This is a genomic window from Paraburkholderia megapolitana (assembly GCF_007556815.1).
Lineage (GTDB): Bacteria > Pseudomonadota > Gammaproteobacteria > Burkholderiales > Burkholderiaceae > Paraburkholderia > Paraburkholderia megapolitana.
In genome coordinates this window covers 4,106,428-4,128,610 of the sequence record NZ_CP041745.1, presented here as the reverse complement: position 1 = coordinate 4,128,610, position 22,183 = coordinate 4,106,428, and the positions used below count along the sequence as shown (strand labels likewise).

General features: G+C 59.8%; 28 protein-coding genes. All 28 read left to right on the top strand.

Features of this window, described 5'->3' with window-relative positions; all coding sequences use genetic code 11:
* Positions 1-11 precede the first annotated feature (11 nt).
* The 28 genes from rpoC to secY all read left to right on the top strand — a co-directional run bounded on the left by rpoC (position 12) and on the right by secY (position 22,177).
* Positions 12-4,250 (top strand): DNA-directed RNA polymerase subunit beta', encoded by a 4,239-nt coding sequence (gene rpoC / locus FNZ07_RS31850; RefSeq protein ID WP_091019593.1) that lies wholly within the window; start codon positions 12-14, stop codon positions 4,248-4,250.
* A gap of 177 nt (positions 4,251-4,427) precedes the next feature.
* Positions 4,428-6,275 (top strand): DNA helicase RecQ, encoded by a 1,848-nt coding sequence (gene recQ / locus FNZ07_RS31845; protein WP_091019595.1) that lies wholly within the window; start codon positions 4,428-4,430, stop codon positions 6,273-6,275.
* A gap of 208 nt (positions 6,276-6,483) precedes the next feature.
* Complete coding sequence (gene rpsL / locus FNZ07_RS31840) at positions 6,484-6,864, top strand: 30S ribosomal protein S12 (RefSeq protein ID WP_035935550.1); 381 nt, start codon at positions 6,484-6,486, stop codon at positions 6,862-6,864.
* Between the two features lie 197 nt (positions 6,865-7,061).
* The gene (rpsG, locus tag FNZ07_RS31835; RefSeq protein ID WP_006053291.1) at positions 7,062-7,532 is read left to right on the top strand and encodes a 30S ribosomal protein S7; all 471 of its coding nucleotides are present in this window, start codon (positions 7,062-7,064) and stop codon (positions 7,530-7,532) included.
* Between the two features lie 124 nt (positions 7,533-7,656).
* Positions 7,657-9,759 (top strand): elongation factor G, encoded by a 2,103-nt coding sequence (fusA, locus tag FNZ07_RS31830; protein ID WP_091019598.1) that lies wholly within the window; start codon positions 7,657-7,659, stop codon positions 9,757-9,759.
* Between the two features lie 48 nt (positions 9,760-9,807).
* On the top strand, positions 9,808-10,998 hold the full coding sequence (tuf, locus tag FNZ07_RS31825) for an elongation factor Tu (protein ID WP_091019580.1): 1,191 nt from the start codon (positions 9,808-9,810) through the stop codon (positions 10,996-10,998).
* 134 nt (positions 10,999-11,132) lie between these two features.
* A complete protein-coding gene (gene rpsJ / locus FNZ07_RS31820; protein ID WP_091019600.1) occupies positions 11,133-11,444 on the top strand; it encodes a 30S ribosomal protein S10 in 312 nt (103 codons plus the stop codon).
* Positions 11,445-11,642: 198 nt separating this feature from the next.
* A complete protein-coding gene (gene rplC, locus FNZ07_RS31815; RefSeq protein ID WP_091019908.1) occupies positions 11,643-12,302 on the top strand; it encodes a 50S ribosomal protein L3 in 660 nt (219 codons plus the stop codon).
* Complete coding sequence (rplD, locus tag FNZ07_RS31810; protein ID WP_091019602.1) at positions 12,302-12,922, top strand: 50S ribosomal protein L4; 621 nt, start codon at positions 12,302-12,304, stop codon at positions 12,920-12,922. The genes rplC and rplD overlap by 1 nt, the downstream gene beginning before the upstream one ends.
* Positions 12,919-13,233: a 50S ribosomal protein L23 gene (gene rplW / locus FNZ07_RS31805; protein WP_091019604.1), complete on the top strand. Its 315-nt coding sequence runs from the start codon at positions 12,919-12,921 to the stop codon at positions 13,231-13,233. Before rplD ends, rplW begins: the two co-directional genes overlap by 4 nt.
* Positions 13,234-13,235: 2 nt before the next feature.
* Positions 13,236-14,063, top strand: a complete 828-nt coding sequence (gene rplB / locus FNZ07_RS31800) for a 50S ribosomal protein L2 (RefSeq protein ID WP_091019606.1) — start codon at positions 13,236-13,238, stop codon at positions 14,061-14,063.
* Positions 14,064-14,073: 10 nt separating this feature from the next.
* Positions 14,074-14,349 carry a 30S ribosomal protein S19 gene (rpsS, locus tag FNZ07_RS31795; protein WP_091019609.1) on the top strand — a complete coding sequence of 92 codons (276 nt, stop codon included), beginning with the start codon at positions 14,074-14,076 and terminating at the stop codon, positions 14,347-14,349.
* A 7-nt stretch (positions 14,350-14,356) separates the two neighbouring features.
* A complete protein-coding gene (rplV, locus tag FNZ07_RS31790; RefSeq protein WP_007180133.1) occupies positions 14,357-14,689 on the top strand; it encodes a 50S ribosomal protein L22 in 333 nt (110 codons plus the stop codon).
* An 11-nt stretch (positions 14,690-14,700) separates the two neighbouring features.
* Entirely contained in the window at positions 14,701-15,516 is an 816-nt protein-coding gene (gene rpsC, locus FNZ07_RS31785) for a 30S ribosomal protein S3 (protein WP_091019612.1), read from the top strand.
* A 2-nt stretch (positions 15,517-15,518) separates the two neighbouring features.
* Positions 15,519-15,935, top strand: coding sequence for a 50S ribosomal protein L16 (rplP, locus tag FNZ07_RS31780; RefSeq protein WP_091019613.1), 417 nt, complete (start codon positions 15,519-15,521; stop codon positions 15,933-15,935).
* Between the two features lie 10 nt (positions 15,936-15,945).
* Positions 15,946-16,140: a 50S ribosomal protein L29 gene (rpmC, locus tag FNZ07_RS31775; protein WP_091019615.1), complete on the top strand. Its 195-nt coding sequence runs from the start codon at positions 15,946-15,948 to the stop codon at positions 16,138-16,140.
* The gene (gene rpsQ, locus FNZ07_RS31770) at positions 16,137-16,409 is read left to right on the top strand and encodes a 30S ribosomal protein S17 (protein WP_091019616.1); all 273 of its coding nucleotides are present in this window, start codon (positions 16,137-16,139) and stop codon (positions 16,407-16,409) included. The genes rpmC and rpsQ overlap by 4 nt, the downstream gene beginning before the upstream one ends.
* A 290-nt stretch (positions 16,410-16,699) precedes the next feature.
* Entirely contained in the window at positions 16,700-17,068 is a 369-nt protein-coding gene (rplN, locus tag FNZ07_RS31765) for a 50S ribosomal protein L14 (RefSeq protein WP_091019618.1), read from the top strand.
* Positions 17,069-17,077: 9 nt separating this feature from the next.
* Positions 17,078-17,386 carry a 50S ribosomal protein L24 gene (rplX, locus tag FNZ07_RS31760; protein ID WP_091019620.1) on the top strand — a complete coding sequence of 103 codons (309 nt, stop codon included), beginning with the start codon at positions 17,078-17,080 and terminating at the stop codon, positions 17,384-17,386.
* Positions 17,387-17,402: 16 nt separating this feature from the next.
* Complete coding sequence (gene rplE / locus FNZ07_RS31755; protein ID WP_091019622.1) at positions 17,403-17,942, top strand: 50S ribosomal protein L5; 540 nt, start codon at positions 17,403-17,405, stop codon at positions 17,940-17,942.
* A gap of 7 nt (positions 17,943-17,949) precedes the next feature.
* Positions 17,950-18,255, top strand: a complete 306-nt coding sequence (gene rpsN, locus FNZ07_RS31750; protein ID WP_091019624.1) for a 30S ribosomal protein S14 — start codon at positions 17,950-17,952, stop codon at positions 18,253-18,255.
* A 14-nt stretch (positions 18,256-18,269) separates the two neighbouring features.
* A complete protein-coding gene (gene rpsH / locus FNZ07_RS31745; protein WP_091019626.1) occupies positions 18,270-18,665 on the top strand; it encodes a 30S ribosomal protein S8 in 396 nt (131 codons plus the stop codon).
* 19 nt (positions 18,666-18,684) lie between these two features.
* A complete protein-coding gene (gene rplF, locus FNZ07_RS31740) occupies positions 18,685-19,215 on the top strand; it encodes a 50S ribosomal protein L6 (protein ID WP_091019630.1) in 531 nt (176 codons plus the stop codon).
* 12 nt (positions 19,216-19,227) lie between these two features.
* On the top strand, positions 19,228-19,593 hold the full coding sequence (gene rplR / locus FNZ07_RS31735) for a 50S ribosomal protein L18 (protein ID WP_091019632.1): 366 nt from the start codon (positions 19,228-19,230) through the stop codon (positions 19,591-19,593).
* A gap of 14 nt (positions 19,594-19,607) precedes the next feature.
* Positions 19,608-20,126, top strand: coding sequence for a 30S ribosomal protein S5 (rpsE, locus tag FNZ07_RS31730; RefSeq protein WP_091019634.1), 519 nt, complete (start codon positions 19,608-19,610; stop codon positions 20,124-20,126).
* Between the two features lie 11 nt (positions 20,127-20,137).
* A complete protein-coding gene (gene rpmD, locus FNZ07_RS31725; protein WP_091019636.1) occupies positions 20,138-20,320 on the top strand; it encodes a 50S ribosomal protein L30 in 183 nt (60 codons plus the stop codon).
* A 29-nt stretch (positions 20,321-20,349) separates the two neighbouring features.
* The gene (gene rplO, locus FNZ07_RS31720) at positions 20,350-20,784 is read left to right on the top strand and encodes a 50S ribosomal protein L15 (protein ID WP_091019638.1); all 435 of its coding nucleotides are present in this window, start codon (positions 20,350-20,352) and stop codon (positions 20,782-20,784) included.
* A gap of 46 nt (positions 20,785-20,830) precedes the next feature.
* Positions 20,831-22,177 (top strand): preprotein translocase subunit SecY, encoded by a 1,347-nt coding sequence (gene secY, locus FNZ07_RS31715; protein ID WP_091019640.1) that lies wholly within the window; start codon positions 20,831-20,833, stop codon positions 22,175-22,177.
* Positions 22,178-22,183: the final 6 nt, after the last annotated feature.

Sequence of the window (22,183 nt, the reverse complement as noted above, 5' to 3'; positions counted from 1 at the left end):
GAGAGAAAGCAATGAAAGCTCTGCTCGATCTATTCAAGCAAGTCCAACAACCTGAAGTGTTTGACGCGATCAAGATCGGTCTGGCCTCGCCAGACAAGATCCGTTCGTGGTCGTTCGGTGAGGTGAAGAAGCCGGAAACGATCAACTACCGTACGTTCAAGCCGGAACGCGATGGTCTGTTCTGCGCGAAGATCTTCGGGCCGATCAAGGACTACGAATGTCTGTGCGGTAAATACAAGCGTCTGAAGCACCGCGGCGTGATCTGCGAAAAGTGCGGCGTCGAAGTGACGCTCGCCAAGGTGCGTCGCGAACGGATGGGCCACATCGAACTGGCCTCGCCGGTTGCGCACATCTGGTTCCTGAAGTCGCTGCCGTCGCGTCTGGGCATGGTGCTCGACATGACGCTGCGCGACATCGAACGCGTGCTGTACTTCGAAGCATACGTAGTGATCGATCCGGGCATGACGCCGCTGAAAGCGCGGCAGATCATGACCGAAGAGGATTACTACAACAAGGTCGAAGAGTACGGTGACGAATTCCGCGCCGAGATGGGCGCGGAAGGCGTGCGCGAGCTGCTGCGTGCGATCAACATCGACGAACAGGTCGAGATGCTGCGCACCGAACTCAAGAACACGGGTTCGGAAGCGAAGATCAAGAAGTACGCGAAGCGCCTGAAGGTGCTCGAGGCATTCCAGCGTTCGGGCATCAAGCCTGACTGGATGGTGCTCGAAGTGCTGCCGGTGCTGCCGCCGGAACTGCGTCCGCTCGTGCCGCTCGACGGCGGCCGTTTCGCGACGTCGGACCTGAACGACCTGTATCGCCGCGTGATCAACCGTAACAACCGGTTGAAGCGTCTGCTCGAACTGAAGGCGCCTGAAATCATCGTCCGCAACGAAAAGCGGATGCTGCAGGAAGCCGTCGACTCACTGCTCGACAACGGTCGTCGCGGCAAGGCGATGACGGGCGCGAACAAGCGTCCGCTGAAGTCGCTCGCCGACATGATCAAGGGTAAGGGCGGCCGGTTCCGTCAGAACCTGCTGGGCAAGCGCGTCGACTACTCGGGCCGTTCGGTCATCGTGGTCGGCCCGACGCTCAAGCTGCATCAGTGCGGTCTGCCGAAGCTGATGGCGCTCGAACTGTTCAAGCCGTTCATCTTCAACAAGCTCGAAGTGATGGGTGTCGCTACCACCATCAAGGCTGCGAAGAAGGAAGTCGAGAACCAGACGCCGGTGGTGTGGGACATTCTCGAAGAAGTCATTCGCGAACATCCGGTCATGCTGAACCGCGCGCCGACGCTGCACCGTCTTGGCATTCAGGCTTTCGAGCCGGTGCTGATCGAAGGCAAGGCGATCCAGCTGCATCCGCTCGTTTGCGCGGCGTTCAACGCCGACTTCGACGGTGACCAGATGGCTGTTCACGTTCCGCTGTCGCTCGAAGCGCAGATGGAAGCACGCACGCTGATGCTGGCGTCGAACAACGTCCTGTTCCCGGCCAACGGCGATCCGTCGATCGTGCCGTCGCAGGATATCGTGCTCGGCCTGTACTACGCGACGCGTGAAGCCGTGAATGCGAAGGGCGAAGGCCTGTCGTTCACGGGCGTGTCGGAAGCACTGCGTGCGTACGAGAACAAGGAAGTCGAGCTCGCATCGCGCGTCAACGTGCGGATCACCGAAATGGTCCGCAACGAAGACACGTCGGAAGGCGCACCGCAGTTCGTGCCGAAGATCTCGCTGTTCGCGACGACCGTCGGCCGCGCGATCCTGTCGGAAATTCTGCCGCCGGGACTGCCGTTCACGGTGCTGAACAAGCCGCTGAAGAAGAAGGAAATTTCGCGTCTGATCAACACGGCATTCCGCAAGTGCGGTCTGCGCGAAACGGTGATCTTCGCCGACCAGCTGATGCAGTCGGGCTTCCGCCTTGCTACGCGCGCCGGTATTTCGATCTGCGTCGACGACATGCTCGTGCCGCCGCAGAAGGAAACGATCGTTGGCGACGCCGCGAAGAAGGTGAAGGAATACGACCGTCAGTACATGTCGGGTCTCGTCACGTCGCAAGAGCGCTACAACAACGTGGTCGACATCTGGTCGGCAACGTCGGAAGCGGTCGGCAAGGCGATGATGGAACAGCTGTCGACGGAGCCGGTGGTCGATCGCGACGGCAAGGAAACGCGTCAAGAGTCGTTCAACTCGATCTACATGATGGCCGACTCGGGCGCGCGCGGTTCCGCAGTCCAGATTCGTCAGCTGGCCGGTATGCGTGGCCTGATGGCGAAGCCGGACGGCTCGATCATCGAGACGCCGATTACGGCGAACTTCCGCGAAGGCCTGAACGTGTTGCAGTACTTCATCTCGACCCACGGTGCACGTAAGGGTCTGGCTGATACGGCACTGAAGACGGCGAACTCGGGTTACCTGACGCGTCGTCTCGTCGACGTCACGCAGGATCTCGTGGTGGTCGAAGACGATTGCGGCACGTCGAACGGCGTGGCGATGAAGGCACTCGTCGAAGGCGGTGAAGTCGTCGAAGCACTGCGTGACCGGATTCTCGGCCGCGTTGCGGTGGCGGACGTCGTCAACCCGGAATCGCAGGAAACGCTGTACGAATCGGGCACGCTGCTCGATGAAGATGCGGTCGAAGAAATCGAACGCCTCGGCATCGACGAAGTGCGCGTACGTACGCCGCTCACCTGCGAAACGCGTTACGGCCTGTGCGCCGCGTGCTACGGCCGCGACCTCGGCCGCGGCTCGTCGGTCAACGTCGGCGAAGCAGTGGGCGTGATCGCTGCTCAGTCCATCGGCGAACCGGGTACCCAGTTGACGATGCGGACGTTCCACATCGGCGGTGCGGCATCGCGTGCGGCAGTGGCTTCGTCGGTTGAAGCCAAGTCGAACGGTACGGTGCGTTTCACGTCGACGATGCGTTACGTCACCAACGCGAAGGGCGAGCAGATCGTCATCTCGCGTTCGGGCGAAGCGATGATCACCGACGACCACGGCCGTGAGCGTGAACGTCACAAGGTGCCGTACGGCGCGACGCTGCTGCAGCTGGACGGTGCGCAGATCAAGGCCGGTACGCAACTCTCGACGTGGGATCCGATGACGCGTCCGATCATCACCGAGTACGGTGGTACGGTGAAGTTCGAAAACGTCGAAGAAGGCGTGACGGTGGCAAAGCAGATCGACGACGTGACGGGGCTTTCGACGCTCGTCGTGATCGACGTGAAGCGCCGCGGTTCGCAGGCTTCGAAGAGCGTGCGTCCGCAGGTGAAGCTGCTCGACGCGGCCGGCGAGGAAGTGAAGATCCCGAACACCGAGCATTCGGTGCAGATCGGCTTCCAGGTCGGCGCGCTGATCACCGTGAAGGACGGTCAGCAGGTGCAGGTCGGTGAAGTGCTCGCACGTATTCCGACTGAATCGCAGAAGACGCGTGACATTACCGGTGGTCTGCCGCGCGTGGCCGAACTGTTCGAAGCACGTTCGCCGAAGGACGCCGGCATTCTCGCGGAGGTCACGGGTACGACGTCGTTCGGTAAGGACACGAAGGGCAAGCAGCGTCTCGTTATCACGGACCTCGAAGGCGAACAGCACGAGTTCCTGATCGCGAAGGAAAAGCAGGTTCTGGTGCACGATGGTCAGGTCGTCAACAAGGGCGAAATGATTGTCGACGGACCGGCCGATCCGCACGACATCCTGCGTTTGCAGGGCGTCGAGGCGCTGTCGCGCTACATCGTGGACGAAGTGCAGGACGTGTACCGTCTGCAGGGCGTGAAGATCAACGACAAGCACATTGAAGTGATCGTGCGTCAGATGCTGCGTCGTGTGCAGATTTCGGACAACGGCGATACGCGCTTCATTCCGGGCGAACAGGTCGAGCGGTCGGACATGCTCGACGAGAACGACCGGATGATCGCGGAAGACAAGCGTCCGGCGACGTACGAAAACGTGCTGCTCGGTATCACGAAGGCGTCGCTGTCGACCGATTCGTTCATCTCAGCGGCGTCGTTCCAGGAAACGACCCGCGTGCTGACCGAAGCGGCGATCATGGGCAAGCGCGACGATCTGCGCGGGCTGAAGGAAAACGTGATCGTCGGTCGTCTGATTCCGGCTGGTACGGGTCTCGCGTTCCACAAGGCGCGCAAGAGCAAGGAACTGTCCGACCGCGAGCGTTTCGATCAGATCGCGGCCGAAGAGGCCTTCGAATTCGGTACGCCGGAAACCCCGGCAGCCGAACAGCAACACTCCGGCGAGTAAGACCTGGCGGCGCAAGCCGCCTGGCCTGCAAACCGATCGAGCCGCCCAGTTTCGACTGGGCGGTTTTTTTTCGCCCTTTCAACCGACCGAACGGCTAATGTCTGCGAGAAATGCGGGCACGGGCCGGATGCGTTGGTAAAATTCGTCAGTCCGCCCCGCCGTCTCTTCCCGATCTCAATGTCCCGTCCGCTCGAAATTCTCAAAGAAGTCTTCGGTTATCCCGCGTTCAGAGGGCAGCAGGGCGAGATTGTCGAGCACGTGGCCGCGGGTGGCGACTCGCTCGTGTTGATGCCGACCGGCGGCGGCAAGTCGCTGTGTTACCAGATTCCATCGTTGGTGCGGCGCGAAGCGGGCTTCGGCGCCGGCATCGTCGTGTCGCCGTTGATCGCATTGATGCAGGATCAGGTCGCGGCGCTCACCGAGGTCGGCGTGCGCGCGGCTTACCTGAATTCGACGCTGTCCGGCGCGGAAGCCGCCGCGACCGAGCGCGCCTTGCGCGAAGGCGATATCGACCTGTTGTACGTCGCGCCGGAACGGCTCATGACGTCGCGCTTTCTCGAGCTGCTGGAGCGCGCGCGCATTGGCCTCTTCGCGATCGATGAAGCGCATTGCGTGTCGCAATGGGGGCACGACTTCCGGCCGGAATATATCCAGCTCTCCGTGCTGCATGAACGGTTTCCGTCGGTGCCGCGTATCGCGCTCACCGCGACCGCCGACGCGATCACCCGCGAGGAAATCGTCCAGCGTCTCGCGCTCGATGACGCGCGCATCTTCGTATCGAGCTTCGATCGTCCGAATATCCGCTACCGCATTGTCGAAAAGGACAACGCGCGGTCGCAGCTGCTCGACTTCATCCGCGCCGAACACACGCGGCAGGACGGCACCACCGATGCCGGCGTGGTCTATTGCCTGTCGCGCCGCAAGGTCGAGGAAACCGCGGAATGGCTGAAGGCGCAGGGCGTGCGCGCGCTGCCTTATCACGCGGGCATGGAGTTCGAGATCCGCCAGAAGCATCAGGAGATGTTTCAGCGCGAGGAGGGCATCGTGATGTGCGCGACGATCGCCTTTGGTATGGGCATCGACAAGCCCGACGTCCGTTTCGTCGCTCACCTCGATTTGCCGAAGAGCGTCGAAGGCTACTACCAGGAAACCGGCCGAGCTGGGCGCGACGGCATGCCCGCCAACGCGTGGATGACCTACGGTCTCGGCGACGTGGTGCAGCAGCGCAAGATGATCGATGAATCCGAGGCGGACGAGGCGCACAAGCGCGTGCAGACCGGCAAGCTCGATGCGCTGCTCGGCCTGTGCGAAGCCGCATCGTGCCGGCGCGTGCGGCTACTCGGCTATTTCGGCGAACCGAGCGCGCCGTGCGGCAACTGTGACACCTGCCTCGAACCGCCGGCGTCGTGGGATGCAACCCGCGAGGCACAGATGGCGCTGTCCTGTGTGTTCCGCGCGCAGCGCGCGAGCGGTTTTCACTTCGGCGCAGGACATCTGATCGACATCCTGCGCGGCAACCGGAGCGAGAAAATCCTTCAGCGCGGTCACGAGAAGATCAGCACGTTCGGCATCGGCGCTGCGCTGTCGGAGCCCGAGTGGCGTGCGGTATACCGCCAGCTCGTCGCGTTCGGCTACCTGTCTGTCGACCACGAGGGCTATGGCTCGCTGGTACTGACCGAAGCGAGCAAGGCGGTGCTCAAGGGCGAGCAGAACGTGACGCTGCGCCGCTACGTGAAACCGACGCGGACGCGCCAGTCGTCGGGCCGCACCAGCGAGCGCGCCGACCCGACGCTCGGCATGGGCCCGCGCGAACGCGCCCGCTGGGAGCGCCTGCGCACATGGCGCACGGAAACCGCGAAGAGCGACGGCGTACCGGCCTACGTGATCTTCCACGACGCAACGCTCGCCGAGATTGCCCGCAATGGGCCCGAGACAATCGACGGTTTGCGGCATATTCCGGGCATCGGCGCCCGCAAGCTCGATCGCTTCGGTACCGAACTGCTGGAAGTCGTGTCCGCGGACTGACTACACCCCTCTCCAAACCCTCGCAAGCTGTTGACTCAGTTGGTATTTCCAGAATATCATGCTAGGTTCCGGATTTTGGCTTGCCCGCGCACGTCTTTCGTGCGTCGGTTGCGGCTTGGATACGGGAGTTTGGAAGTTTTCGATGCTCTCCATTTCTGCTTTGCCCAGAAACAGTTGCATCGATTTTGTTCAATTTCAGGAATAAACAATGCCAACCATCAATCAACTGGTTCGCAAAGGCCGCGCTTCAGAAACTGTGAAGAGCAAGAGCCCGGCCTTGCAGGACTGCCCCCAGCGTCGTGGCGTGTGCACCCGCGTGTACACGACGACGCCGAAGAAGCCTAACTCGGCGCTCCGTAAGGTCGCCAAGGTTCGTCTGACGAACGGCTTCGAAGTTATTTCGTACATCGGCGGTGAAGGCCACAACCTGCAGGAACACTCGGTTGTGCTGATCCGCGGCGGCCGCGTGAAGGATTTGCCGGGTGTGCGATATCACATGGTTCGTGGCTCGCTGGATACCCAGGGCGTCAAGGATCGTAAGCAAGCTCGCTCGAAGTACGGTGCGAAGCGCGCCAAGGCCGGCAAGTAAGCAGCCGGTCAGCAGTAACAGGGTTCAGGTCGCCTGAAAGGGCGGTAATGGCGGTGGTGCCGGATTCGCCGGTGCTGTCGAGTAAGTGGTCACCCGACCGGGCTGGTTAGTCGTAAAAGATGGATCGGGTTAGTTGGTGACCGCGGGGCCAGGTGCCAGAAAGGCACGGTTCCAACTGAAAAGTTAAAGGAAGAAACATGCCGCGTCGTCGCGAAGTCCCCAAGCGGGAAGTGTTGCCGGATCCGAAGTTCGGTAACGTTGATGTAGCAAAATTCATGAACGTACTGATGCTCTCCGGCAAGAAGTCGGTTGCCGAGCGTATCGTGTACGGCGCTTTTGAACAGATCCAGACCAAGGGTGGCAAGGACCCGCTGGAAGTGTTCACGGTAGCGCTCAACAACGTGAAGCCGGTGGTCGAAGTGAAGAGCCGTCGCGTTGGTGGTGCGAACTACCAGGTTCCGGTCGAAGTGCGCCCGTCGCGTCGTATGGCATTGGCGATGCGTTGGCTGCGTGAGGCTGCGAAAAAGCGTAGCGAGAAGTCCATGGCCCTGCGCCTGGCTGGTGAACTGTCCGAGGCTGCTGAAGGCCGCGGCGGCGCGATGAAGAAGCGCGACGAAGTCCACCGGATGGCAGAAGCCAACAAGGCGTTCTCGCATTTCCGTTTCTAAGCGTCCCGACCCCGGGTCAAGCGGAAAGAAATTCCGGGCGGGTGCGCTTTAAAGCGCCTCGCCCGTTTGTGTTAGGGCGCGCAGGGATTCATGTCCCGCGCGCCAACCCCCATAGAGGATCAAAGTGGCTCGCAAGACTCCTATCGAGCGCTACCGCAATATCGGTATTAGCGCTCACATCGACGCCGGCAAGACGACGACGACCGAGCGCATTCTGTTTTACACCGGCGTGAACCACAAGATTGGTGAAGTGCACGACGGCGCTGCAACCATGGACTGGATGGAGCAGGAGCAGGAGCGCGGCATCACGATTACGTCCGCTGCTACCACTGCTTTCTGGAAGGGCATGGGCGGCAACTATCCGGAACACCGCATCAACATCATCGACACCCCGGGCCACGTCGACTTCACGATTGAAGTGGAACGCTCGATGCGCGTGCTCGACGGCGCATGCATGGTGTATTGCGCAGTGGGCGGCGTGCAGCCGCAGTCGGAAACCGTGTGGCGTCAGGCGAACAAGTACAAGGTTCCCCGTCTCGCGTTCGTCAACAAGATGGACCGTACCGGCGCGAACTTCTTCAAGGTCTATGAACAGTTGAAGACGCGTCTGAAGGCGAATCCGGTTCCGGTTGTAGTGCCGATCGGTTCGGAAGAGAGCTTCAAGGGCGTTGTCGACCTGATCAAGATGAAGGCGATCGTGTGGGACGAAGCGTCGCAAGGTACGAAGTTCGACTACATCGACATCCCGGCTGAACTCGTTGACACGTGCAACGAGTGGCGCGAAAAGATGATCGAGTCGGCTGCCGAAGCCAGCGAAGAGCTGATGGAAAAGTACCTCGGCGGCGAAGAGCTGAGCGAAGCGGAAGTGGTGAAGGCGCTGCGCGACCGTACGATCGCGTGCGAAATCCAGCCGATGCTGTGCGGTACCGCGTTCAAGAACAAGGGCGTGCAGCGTATGCTCGACGCCGTGATCGATTTCCTGCCGTCGCCGGTTGACATTCCCCCGGTCACGGGCGAACTCGAAAACGGCGAGAAGGCAGAGCGCCGCGCAGCTGACGACGAAAAGTTCTCGGCACTCGCGTTCAAGATCATGACCGACCCGTTCGTCGGCCAGTTGATCTTCTTCCGTGTGTACTCGGGCGTCGTCAAGTCGGGTGACACGCTGCTGAATGCGACCAAGGACAAGAAGGAACGTCTCGGCCGGATTCTGCAGATGCATGCGAACCAGCGCGAAGAAATCAAGGAAGTGCACGCGGGCGACATCGCCGCGGCTGTCGGCCTGAAAGAAGCGACGACGGGCGACACGCTGTGCGATCCGCAGCATCCTATCGTGCTCGAACGCATGATTTTCCCGGAGCCGGTGATCTCGCAGGCCGTCGAGCCGAAGACCAAGGTCGACCAGGAAAAGATGGGTCTCGCACTGAACCGTCTGGCTCAGGAAGATCCGTCGTTCCGCGTTCAGACGGATGAAGAATCGGGTCAAACCATCATTTCGGGCATGGGCGAGCTCCACCTCGAAATTCTGGTCGACCGGATGAAGCGCGAGTTCGGCGTCGAAGCGACGGTCGGCAAGCCGCAGGTGGCATACCGCGAAACCATTCGCGGCACGGCAACGGATGTCGACGGCAAGTTCGTCAAGCAGTCGGGTGGTCGCGGCCAGTACGGTCACGCAACCATCACGCTCGAGCCGAACGAGCAGGGCAAGGGTTACGAGTTCCTCGACGAGATCAAGGGTGGCGTGATTCCGCGCGAATACATCCCCGCGGTCGACAAGGGTATCCAGGACACGCTGAAGGCTGGCGTGCTGGCCGGCTTCCCGGTGGTTGATGTGAAGGTTCACCTGACGTTCGGTTCGTACCACGACGTCGACTCGAACGAAAATGCGTTCCGTATGGCTGGCTCGATGGCGTTCAAGGAAGCGATGCGCCGCGCGAACCCGGTCGTGCTCGAGCCGATGATGGCGGTGGAAGTGGAAACGCCTGAAGACTACATGGGTAACGTGATGGGTGACCTGTCGGGTCGCCGCGGTATCGTTCAGGGCATGGAAGACATGGTCGGCGGTGGCAAGATCGTTCGTGCAGAAGTGCCGCTGTCGGAAATGTTCGGCTATTCGACGTCGCTGCGTTCGCTCACGCAAGGTCGTGCGACGTACACGATGGAATTCAAGCACTACTCCGAAGCGCCGCGCAACGTGCAGGAAGCGATCATCAGCGCCAAGTCGAAGTAATCGCGCGGCAAGTCATCAATCGATCAACATTTTTGAAAGAAGAGAATCATGGCAAAAGGTAAATTCGAACGGACGAAGCCGCACGTGAACGTTGGCACGATCGGTCACGTTGACCACGGCAAGACCACGCTGACGGCAGCGATCACGACGGTGCTGACCGCGAAGTTCGGCGGCGAAGCGAAGGCGTACGACCAGATCGACGCAGCGCCGGAAGAAAAGGCGCGCGGTATCACGATCAACACGGCGCACGTGGAGTACGAAACGGCGAACCGCCACTACGCGCACGTTGACTGCCCGGGCCACGCTGACTATGTGAAGAACATGATCACGGGCGCAGCGCAGATGGACGGCGCAATCCTGGTGTGCTCGGCCGCTGACGGCCCGATGCCGCAAACGCGTGAGCACATCCTGCTGGCGCGTCAGGTCGGTGTGCCGTACATCATCGTGTTCCTGAACAAGTGCGACATGGTGGACGACGCCGAGCTGCTGGAGCTGGTGGAAATGGAAGTTCGCGAACTTCTGTCGAAGTACGACTTCCCGGGCGACGACACGCCGATCATCAAGGGTTCGGCCAAGCTGGCGCTGGAAGGCGACAAGGGCGAACTGGGTGAAGTGGCGATCATGAACCTGGCCGACGCACTGGACACGTACATCCCGACGCCGGAGCGCGCAGTGGACGGCGCATTCCTGATGCCGGTGGAAGACGTGTTCTCGATCTCGGGTCGCGGTACGGTGGTGACGGGCCGGGTTGAGCGCGGCGTGGTGAAGGTCGGCGAAGAAATCGAAATCGTCGGGATCAAGCCGACGGTGAAGACGACGTGCACGGGCGTGGAAATGTTCCGCAAGCTGCTCGACCAGGGTCAGGCGGGCGACAACGTGGGTATCCTGCTGCGCGGCACGAAGCGTGAAGACGTGGAGCGTGGCCAGGTGCTGGCCAAGCCGGGTTCGATCAACCCGCACACGCACTTCACGGCCGAAGTGTACGTGCTGAGCAAGGATGAAGGCGGCCGTCATACGCCGTTCTTCAACAACTACCGTCCGCAGTTCTACTTCCGTACGACGGACGTGACGGGCTCGATCGAGCTGCCGAAGGACAAGGAAATGGTGATGCCGGGCGACAACGTGACGATCACGGTGAAGCTGATCAACCCGATCGCCATGGAAGAAGGTCTGCGCTTCGCTATCCGCGAAGGTGGCCGTACCGTCGGCGCTGGTGTCGTTGCCAAGATCCTCGAGTAAAATCGCGGGCTTGCTGTTGTAGTTGCAGTAAAGGTGCCCGGGACCGGGTGCCCGCCTCCGCGGAGGGTGCCCGGTCCTACGTTCTTTTTTAATCCGGCGGTGCAAGACCGCCTCGCTCTTTTCAAGGAATTGTCATGCCGAACCAGAAAATCCGTATTCGCCTGAAGGCTTTCGACTATCGCCTGATCGATCAATCGGCTGCTGAAATCGTCGATACGGCCAAGCGCACTGGCGCGATCGTCCGTGGTCCGGTGCCGCTGCCGACGCGTATTCAACGCTTCGACATTCTGCGCTCGCCGCACGTCAACAAGACGTCGCGTGACCAGCTCGAAATTCGTACCCACCAGCGCCTGATGGACATCGTCGATCCGACGGACAAGACCGTCGACGCATTGATGAAGCTCGATCTGCCGGCTGGCGTGGACGTCGAAATCAAGCTGCAATAAGGGTTGTACAGACTGTCCGGGGTATCGGGCAGTGCTAAGTCATTGATTGCTTGCGGAAAACGAAAAGCCTGCTATAATGCAAAGCTTTTCGCGCATTTGCGCAAAAAAGTCGGTGTGATTTCCCGGTTAAACACGGGTCCGAGCGCCGGCATTTTGTAAATTAGCCCCGACCAATCGCAGTCGGGAATGGAGAAAACGATGAGCCTTGGACTCGTAGGTCGCAAGGTTGGCATGACCCGTATCTTCACGGCTGAAGGGGATTCGATTCCCGTTACCGTGCTGGACGTGTCCGACAACCGCGTGACGCAGATCAAGACTGTTGAAACCGACGGCTACACAGCTGTTCAGGTTGCGTTCGGTACGCGCCGTGCTTCACGCGTGACGAAGCCGCTCGCAGGTCATCTCGCCAAAGCCGGTGTTCAGGCAGGCGAAATCCTCAAGGAATTCCAGATCGATGCCGCTAAGGCAGCCGAGTTGTCGGCTGGCACAGTGGTGGACGTCGATGTCTTCGAAGTGGGCCAGAAAGTCGACGTGCAAGGCGTGTCGATCGGTAAGGGCTACGCCGGTACCATCAAGCGTCACAACTTCGCATCTGGCCGTGCCTCGCACGGTAACTCGCGCTCGCACAACGTGCCGGGTTCGATCGGTATGGCGCAGGATCCGGGCCGTGTGTTCCCGGGTAAGCGCATGACCGGTCACATGGGTGACGACACCGTTACGGTACAAAACCTCGAAATCGCTCGTATCGACACCGACCGCAAGCTGTTGCTGGTCCGCGGTGCCGTTCCGGGGGCGAAGGGCGGCAAGGTCTTCGTGACGCCGGCCGTGAAGACGCGTGCCGTGAAAGGAGCGAAATAATGGAACTTAAGCTCCTGAACGCCAATGGTCAGGAAGGCGCAGCAGTCAGCGCGTCGGACGTCGTGTTCGGCCGTGACTACAACGAAGCCCTGATTCACCAGGTCGTGGTGGCCTACCAGGCCAATGCCCGTAGCGGCAACCGCGCGCAGAAGGACCGTGAGCAGGTCAAGCACACGACCAAGAAGCCGTGGCGCCAGAAGGGTACGGGCCGCGCCCGTGCCGGTATGTCGTCGAGCCCGTTGTGGCGCGGCGGTGGCCGTATCTTCCCGAATTCGCCGGAAGAAAACTTCTCGCACAAGGTCAACAAGAAGATGCATCGCGCAGGTCTCTGCTCGATCTTCTCGCAGCTGGCCCGTGAAGGCCGTATCTCGGTGGTTGACGAGCTGACGCTCGAAGCGCCGAAGACCAAGCTGCTGGCCGAAAAATTCAAGGCAATGGGTCTCGATTCCGTGCTGGTCATTACCGACACGGTTGACGAAAACCTGTACCTCGCGTCGCGCAACCTCGCCCACGTGGCGGTTGTCGAGCCGCGTTATGCCGACCCGCTGTCGCTGATCTACTTCAAGAAAGTACTGATCACGAAAGCCGCGGTCGCCCAGATCGAGGAGTTGCTGTCATGAGCGAGATTCGCAAAAACGATCATCGTTTGATGCAGGTTCTGCTCGCGCCGGTGATCTCCGAAAAAGCGACGCTGGTGGCCGACAAGCACGAGCAAGTCGTGTTCGAAGTCGCGCCGGATGCGACGAAGCAGGAAGTGAAGGCTGCTGTCGAGCTGCTGTTCAAGGTGGAAGTCAATTCCGTCAACGTGCTGGTCCAGAAGGGTAAAGCCAAGCGCTTTGGCCGCTTCATGGGCAAGCGCAAGGACGTGAAGAAGGCGTATGTCTGCCTGAAGCCCGGCCAGGAAATCAACTTTGAAGCGGAGGCCAAGTAATCATGGCAATCGTTAAAGTTAAGCCGACTTCGCCGGGCCGCCGTGCGATGGTCAAGGTGGTCAACAAGGATCTGCATAAGGGCAAGCCGTTCGCACCGCTGCTCGATTCGCAGAGCGTGACCGCCGGCCGTAACAACAACGGCCACATCACCACACGCCATAAGGGCGGTGGTCATAAGCAACAGTACCGTATCGTCGACTTCAAGCGTTCGAAGGACGGCATTCCGGCAAAGGTCGAGCGTCTCGAATACGACCCGAACCGCAGCGCGAACATCGCACTGGTTCTGTACGCAGACGGCGAACGTCGCTACATCATCGCATCGAAGGGTATGACGGTCGGCCAGCAACTGCTGTCCGGCTCGGAAGCGCCGATCAAGGCTGGCAACACGCTGCCGATCCGCAACATCCCCGTCGGTACGACGATTCACTGCATCGAAATGCTGCCGGGCAAGGGCGCGCAAATCGCACGTTCGGCTGGCACGTCGGCCATGCTGCTGGCTCGCGAAGGCACGTACGCGCAGGTTCGCCTGCGCTCCGGCGAAATCCGCCGCGTGCACGTCGAGTGCCGGGCAACGATCGGTGAAGTGGGCAACGAAGAACACAGCCTCCGTCAAATCGGTAAGGCCGGCGCAAATCGCTGGCGCGGTATCCGTCCGACGGTGCGTGGCGTTGTCATGAACCCGGTCGACCACCCGCACGGTGGCGGTGAAGGCAAGACGGCAGCAGGTCGCCATCCGGTGAGCCCGTGGGGCACGCCGACGAAGGGCTACCGTACCCGCAGCAACAAGCGCACGACGAGCATGATCGTCCAGCGCCGTCACAAGCGTTAAGGAGCAGACAATGGCACGTTCTGTAAAAAAAGGTCCGTTCTGCGACGCCCATTTGCTGAAGAAGGTAGAGGCGGCTGCAGCTACGCGCGACAAGAAACCGATCAAGACCTGGTCACGTCGTTCGACGATCCTCCCGGACTTCATCGGTCTGACGATCGCCGTCCATAACGGCCGTCAACACGTTCCGGTGTACGTCTCGGAAAACATGGTCGGCCACAAGCTTGGCGAGTTTGCATTGACCCGTACGTTCAAGGGTCATGCAGCCGACAAGAAGGCCAAGAAATAAGGGGCTCATGATGGAAGTGAAAGCAATTCATCGCGGTGCCCGCATCTCGGCGCAGAAAACGCGCCTTGTGGCTGACCAGATCCGCGGTTTGCCGGTCGACAAGGCGCTGAACGTTCTGACGTTCTCGCCGAAGAAAGCGGCTGGCATCGTGAAAAAGGTCGTGCTGTCGGCGATCGCGAATGCGGAGCACAACGAAGGCGCTGATATCGACGAGCTCAAGATCACGAGCATCTATATCGATAAGGCGGCCTCTCTCAAGCGGTTCACCGCGCGCGCTAAAGGCCGCGGCAACCGCATCGAGAAGCAATCCTGTCACATCACTGTGACGGTCGGGAATTAAGGGGTCATACGATGGGACAGAAAATTCATCCGACTGGCTTCCGTTTGGCCGTCAGCCGCAATTGGGCGTCGCGTTGGTACGCGAACAACAACAATTTCGCGGCGATGTTGCAGGAAGACATCGGTGTTCGTGAATACCTGAAGAAGAAGCTGAAGAACGCTTCGGTGGGCCGTGTTGTGATCGAGCGTCCGGCAAAGAACGCTCGCATCACGATTTACAGCTCGCGTCCGGGTGTCGTGATCGGCAAGAAGGGCGAGGACATCGAACTGCTGAAGTCCGAGCTGCAGAAGCGCATGGGTGTTCCGGTTCACGTGAACATCGAAGAAATCCGCAAGCCGGAAACTGATGCGCAACTGATCGCCGATTCGATTACGCAACAGCTCGAGCGCCGGATCATGTTCCGTCGCGCGATGAAGCGTGCCATGCAAAACGCGATGCGTCTTGGTGCCCAGGGCATCAAGATCATGAGCGCGGGCCGTCTGAACGGGATCGAAATCGCCCGTACGGAATGGTATCGCGAAGGTCGCGTACCGCTTCATACGCTGCGTGCGGACATCGACTACGCCACTTCGGAAGCGAAGACGACGTACGGCATCATCGGCGTCAAGGTGTGGGTCTACAAGGGCGACACGCTCGGCCGCAACGACGCACCGGTGGTGGAAGAAGTCGCTGAAGAAAAGCGTCCGCGCCGCAATGCGCGCCCGGGTGGCGATCGTCGTCCGCGCCGTGATGGCGAAGGCGGAGCCCCGGCAGGTGCGCGCCGTGGTGCGCCGCGTCGCGCGACGCCGGGTGGCAAGCCCGACGGCGACGGCAAGACTGGAGAATAACGATGCTGCAACCGAAACGCAGGAAGTATCGCAAAGAGCAGAAAGGTCGTAACACCGGCGTGGCTACTCGCGGCAACGCGGTGTCGTTCGGTGAGTACGGTCTGAAGTCGATCGGTCGTGGCCGCCTGACGGCGCGTCAGATTGAGGCTGCTCGTCGTGCCATGACGCGTCACATCAAGCGCGGTGGCCGGATCTGGATCCGCATTTTCCCGGACAAGCCGATCTCGCAAAAGCCGGCTGAAGTACGGATGGGTAACGGTAAAGGTAACCCTGAGTACTACGTCGCAGAGATTCAACCGGGCAAGATGCTGTACGAAATGGACGGCGTAACCGAAGAACTGGCACGCGAAGCGTTCCGTCTGGCTGCAGCGAAGCTGCCGCTGAAGACGGCGTTTATCGTGCGCCAGCTCGGCGCCTAAGGAGTAAACGATGAAGGCTTCCGAACTTCACCCGAAAGATCAGGCCGCGCTCAACAAGGAGCTGTCGGACCTGTTGAAGGCGCAATTCGGCCTGCGCATGCAACTCGCGACCCAGCAGCTCACGAACACGAGCCAGCTGAAGAAGGTTCGTCGCGACATCGCACGTGTGCGGACCGTCCTGACTGAGAAGGCGAACCAGAAATGAACGATAGCGTAAAAACCTCGCTTAAGCGGACGCTGGTCGGCAAGGTCGTCAGCAACAAGATGGACAAGACGGTTACCGTGCTGGTCGAGCACCGCGTGAAGCACCCGATGTACGGCAAGTACGTTGTGCGCTCGAAGAAGTATCACGCGCACGACGAGACGAACACGTACAACGAGGGTGACCTCGTCGAAATCCAGGAAACCCGTCCGATCGCAAAGACGAAGGCTTGGACCGTGTCGCGCCTGGTCGAAGCAGCTCGCGTGATCTAAAGATTGCACAGTTGTTGAAGTAGCTGAAATCGCAGTAAGTTTCGCTTGCAAGACCGGGATTATTTGTTATAATCTCGGTCTTCCCTCTTTGTGGGAGCCCCATCGCGGGCGAAGTTGGTGGGGGAAGCAGTTCGGGCGCCAGTCCGGGCTGAAAGATTCACCGGATTGCGATGGCGGGTTTCGTTTGCTGTCGCTGCTGTTCTTACCCAAGCAGCCAGTCGGCTGACGGGACCAAGACTGACCGGGTGTGCCATGGTGGCGCGTCCGGATTAAGTTGGGAATGATAAACCATGATCCAGACCGAAACTCGGCTTGAAGTGGCCGACAACACGGGTGCACGTGAAGTCCTGTGCATCAAGGTGCTCGGCGGCTCGAAGCGTCGTTATGCCAGCATCGGCGACATCATCAAGGTGAGCGTCAAAGAGGCAACGCCGCGCGGGCGCGTCAAGAAAGGCGAAATTTATAACGCCGTGGTGGTTCGCACCGCCAAGGGCGTGCGTCGTCCGGACGGCTCGCTGATCAAGTTCGACGGCAATGCCGCCGTGCTTTTGAATGCCAAGCTTGAGCCGATCGGCACCCGCATTTTCGGGCCGGTTACACGTGAGTTGCGCACCGAACGGTTTATGAAGATCGTTTCGTTGGCACCGGAAGTGCTGTAAGGAGTCGCGATGAACAAGATTCGCAAGGGTGACGAGGTCATCATCATCACCGGCAAAGACAAAGGCAAGCGCGGAGTCGTGCTCGCCCTTGATGAAGATCGCCTGACTGTCGAAGGCATCAACATCGTCAAGAAGCATGTCAAGCCGAATCCGATGAAGGGTACGACGGGCGGCGTGGAAGCAAAGACAATGCCGTTGCACATTTCGAACGTCGCGCTGGTCGACGGAAATGGCAAGCCGTCGCGTGTCGGCATCAAGGTCGAGGGAGACAAGAAGGTTCGTTTCCTCAAATCGACCGGTGCAGTGCTGAGCGCCTGACGCTGCGGAGTGAAAAATGGCACGTTTGCAAGAGTTCTATAAAGAGAAGGTTGTTCCCGGCCTGACCGAGAAGTTCGGTTACAAGTCCGTGATGGAAGTGCCGCGCATCACCAAGATCACCCTGAATATGGGTCTTGGCGAAGCCGTCGCTGACAAGAAGATCATCGAAAACGCTGTGGGCGATCTGACGAAGATCGCTGGTCAGAAGCCGGTGATCACGAAGGCGCGCAAGGCAATTGCCGGCTTCAAGATCCGTCAGGGCTATCCGATCGGTGCGATGGTCACGTTGCGTGGCCAGGCAATGTACGAATTTCTGGACCGTTTCGTGACGGTTGCGCTCCCCCGGGTGCGTGACTTCCGTGGCGTGTCGGGTCGTGCGTTCGACGGTCGCGGCAACTACAACATCGGTGTGAAAGAGCAGATCATTTTCCCCGAAATTGACTACGACAAGATCGACGCACTGCGTGGGCTGAATATCAGCATCACGACGACTGCGAAGACTGACGACGAAGCAAAGGCACTGCTCGCCAGCTTCAAGTTCCCGTTCAGAAACTGAGGTTACCGTGGCTAAACTGGCACTGATCGAACGTGAAAAGAAGCGCGCCCGCCTTGCAGCGAAGTTCGCACCGAAGCGCCTCGCGCTGAAGGCGATCATCGACGACCAAAGCAAGACGGACGAAGAGCGTTATGCGGCCCGTCTGGAACTGCAACAACTGCCGCGTAATTCGAACCCGACCCGTAAGCGCAATCGTTGCGCCATTACCGGTCGTCCGCGTGGCACGTTCCGTAAATTCGGCCTTGCGCGTAACAAGATTCGTGAAATCGCGTTCCGTGGCGAGATCCCTGGCCTGACCAAGGCGAGCTGGTAATAGGAGATACGTAAATGAGCATGAGTGATCCTATCGCCGATATGCTGACTCGCATCCGCAATGCGCAGATGGTTGAGAAGGTTTCGGTGACAATGCCCTCGTCGAAAGTCAAGATTGCGATCGCGCAGGTCCTGAAGGACGAAGGCTATATCGATGATTTCGCAGTGAAGTCCGAAGGTGCGAAGTCTGAATTGAATATCGCGTTGAAGTACTACGCTGGCCGCCCGGTTATCGAACGCCTTGAACGCGTTTCGAAGCCTGGTCTGCGTGTGTACCGTGGCCGTAACGACATCCCTCAGGTCATGAATGGCTTGGGTGTGGCGATCGTTTCGACGCCCAAGGGTGTGATGACTGACCGCAAGGCTCGCGCTACTGGCGTGGGCGGCGAAGTCATCTGCTACGTCGCTTAAGCCGAAAGGAGAGAGAAACATGTCTCGAGTAGGTAAAAGCCCGATCGTGCTGCAAGGCGCAGAAGTTGCCTTGAGCGGCGACGACATCATCGTCAAGGGCCCACTGGGTACGATTTCGCGAGCTGGCAACAGCCTCGTGAAGGTGGCGATCGACAGCGGCGTCGTGAAGTTCGAGCCGGTTGACGAAAGCCGCGAAGCGAATGCGATGTCGGGCACGATGCGCGCACTGGTTGCGAACATGGTGCACGGCGTTACGAAGGGTTTCGAGCGCAAGCTGACGCTGGTTGGCGTCGGTTACCGCGCACAGGCGCAAGGCGACAAGCTGAATCTGTCGCTGGGTTTCTCGCACCCGGTGGTGCACCAGATGCCGGAAGGCATCAAGGCTGAAACCCCGACGCAAACCGAAATCGTGATCAAGGGAATCGACAAGCAGAAGGTCGGCCAGGTAGCTGCGGAAGTTCGCGGTTATCGTCCGCCCGAGCCCTATAAGGGCAAGGGTGTGCGCTACGCCGACGAAGTCGTGATCCTTAAAGAAACGAAGAAGAAGTAAGGGTGCGCAATCATGGATAAGACTCAATCTCGCCTGCGCCGCGCTCGTCAGACGCGTATCAAGATCGCTGAGCTGCAGGTCGCGCGTCTCGCCGTGCATCGCACGAACACGCACATCTATGCACAGGTGTTCTCGCCGTGCGGCACCAAGGTGCTCGCCAGCGCGTCGACGCTCGAAGCCGAAGTGCGTGCGGAACTGGCTGAAAAGACCGGCAAGGGCGGCAACGTCGCCGCTGCCACGTTGATCGGCAAGCGCATTGCAGAAAAGGCTAAGGCTGCCGGCATCGAATCCGTCGCCTTCGACCGCTCGGGTTTCCGCTATCACGGCCGCGTTAAGGCGCTGGCTGATGCTGCGCGCGAAGCCGGGCTCAAGTTCTAAGGGAAGAATTCGTCATGGCAAAGATGCAAGCGAAAGTTCAGGCTGACGAACGCGACGACGGCCTTCGTGAAAAGATGATCTCGGTCAATCGCGTGACCAAGGTGGTGAAGGGCGGCCGGATTCTCGGTTTCGCCGCACTGACCGTGGTTGGCGATGGCGATGGTCGCGTCGGTATGGGCAAGGGCAAGGCGAAGGAAGTGCCGGTTGCCGTCCAGAAGGCAATGGAACAGGCTCGTCGCAACATGTTCAAGGTACCGCTCAAGAACGGTACGTTGCAGCACGAAGTGCACGGCAAGCACGGCGCATCGATGGTCCTCCTCGCTCCGGCGAAGGACGGTACCGGTGTGATCGCCGGCGGCCCGATGCGCGCAGTGTTCGACGTGATGGGCGTGCAGAATGTTGTGGCCAAGAGCCATGGTTCGACGAACCCGTACAACCTCGTTCGTGCAACGCTCGACGGCCTGCGCAAGCAGTCGACGCCGGGTGATATCGCGGCGAAGCGTGGCAAGTCCGTCGAAGAAATTCTCGGCTAAAGGTGGACACCATGTCTGAAAAAACTGTCAAGGTTCAGCTCGTCAAGAGCGTGATTGGGACCCGCGAAACACACCGTGCAACGGTCCGTGGTCTCGGCCTGCGCCGACTCAACTCGGTTAGCGAGTTGCAAGACACGCCTGCTGTGCGCGGCATGATCAACAAGGTTTCGTACCTCGTTAAGGTCATCGGCTAAGCAGCTGACCGGGACTCAAGGAGTTGATAATGGAATTGAATACCCTGAAGCCGGCAGAAGGCTCGAAGCACGCTAAGCGTCGCGTCGGCCGCGGCATCGGCTCCGGCCTCGGCAAGACCGCAGGTCGTGGCCATAAAGGTCAGAAATCGCGTTCGGGCGGCTTCCACAAGGTGGGTTTCGAAGGCGGTCAGATGCCTTTGCAACGTCGTCTGCCGAAGCGCGGCTTCACCTCGCTGACGAAGGAATTCGTCGGTGAAGTGCGTCTCTCGGATCTGGAAAAGCTGCCGGTCGACGAAATCGATCTGCTCGCACTGAAGCAAGCCGGCCTGGTCGGCGAACTGACGCGCAGCGCCAAGATCATCGCTACGGGCGAACTGAAGCGCAAGATCGTGGTGAAGGGTTTGGGTGCGACGAAGGGCGCGCGTGCTGCGATTGAAGCAGCAGGCGGTTCTTTTGCCGAGTAACGAGCAAGTCGGTTGCCGTCACTAGCATTTGCATCGGAGAAGCTACTTGGCTAACAGCCCGAGTCTCGCAAAACCCGGTCGAAGCGCGGCGAAGTATGGCGATCTGCGTCGGCGGGCAGTGTTTCTGCTGCTGGCACTGATCGTCTACCGTATCGGCGCGCATATTCCGGTGCCGGGTATTGACCCGGACCAACTGGCAAAGCTGTTTCAAAGCCAGTCGGGTGGCATCCTTGGCATGTTCAACATGTTCTCGGGTGGCGCACTTTCGAGGTTTACGATTTTTGCGCTGGGGATCATGCCGTATATCTCGGCGTCGATCATCATGCAGTTGCTGGCGATCGTATCGCCGCAGCTCGAGGCGCTGAAGAAGGAAGGGCAGTCGGGACAGCGGAAGATCACGCAGTACACGCGGGTCTTTACGGTTGTGCTGGCGACGTTCCAGGCTTTTGGTATTGCGGTGGCGCTGGAGAATCAACCGGCGTTGGTAATCGATCCGGGGATGGTATTCCGGTTGACGACGGTCGTGACGCTCGTGACGGGCACGATGTTCCTGATGTGGCTCGGCGAGCAGATCACGGAACGCGGTCTTGGTAACGGTATTTCGATCATCATCTTCGGCGGGATTGCGGCGGGTTTCCCGAACGCGATCGGTGGGCTGGTCTCGCTGGTGCAAACCGGCTCGATGGGCCCCGTGTCGGCGATTATCGTGGTCGCGCTGATTGCTGCTGTGACGTATCTGGTGGTGTTTATCGAACGCGGCCAGCGCAAGATTCTTGTGAATTACGCGAAGCGGCAGGTCGGCAACAAGATTTACGGCGGTCAGTCTTCGCATTTGCCGCTGAAGCTGAACATGTCGGGTGTGATTCCGCCGATCTTCGCATCGTCGATCATCCTGTTCCCGGCAACTATCCTGAACTGGTTTAGTTCGGGGTCGCGCACAGGCTGGTTCTCGGACACGCTGCATAACGTGGCCGAAGCGCTGAAGCCTGGGCAACCGGTGTATGTATTGCTGTATGCGTTGGCAATCGTGTTTTTCTGCTTTTTCTACACCGCACTGGTGTTCAACAGTAGGGAAACAGCTGACAACCTGAAGAAGAGCGGCGCTTTCGTCCCAGGCATTCGCCCGGGCGATCAGACGGCGCGATATATCGACCGCATTCTCACGCGTTTGACGCTGGCGGGTGCGATCTACATCGTGTTTGTTTGCCTGCTGCCCGAGTTTCTGGTGCTGCGCTGGAACGTGCCGTTTTATTTTGGTGGAACGTCGCTGCTGATCATTGTCGTCGTCACAATGGATTTCATGGCGCAGGTGCAGTCGTACGTTATGTCGCAACAGTATGAATCGCTGCTGAAGAAAGCAAACTTCAAAGGCGGCGGCGTCCCGATGCGTTGAAAGGAC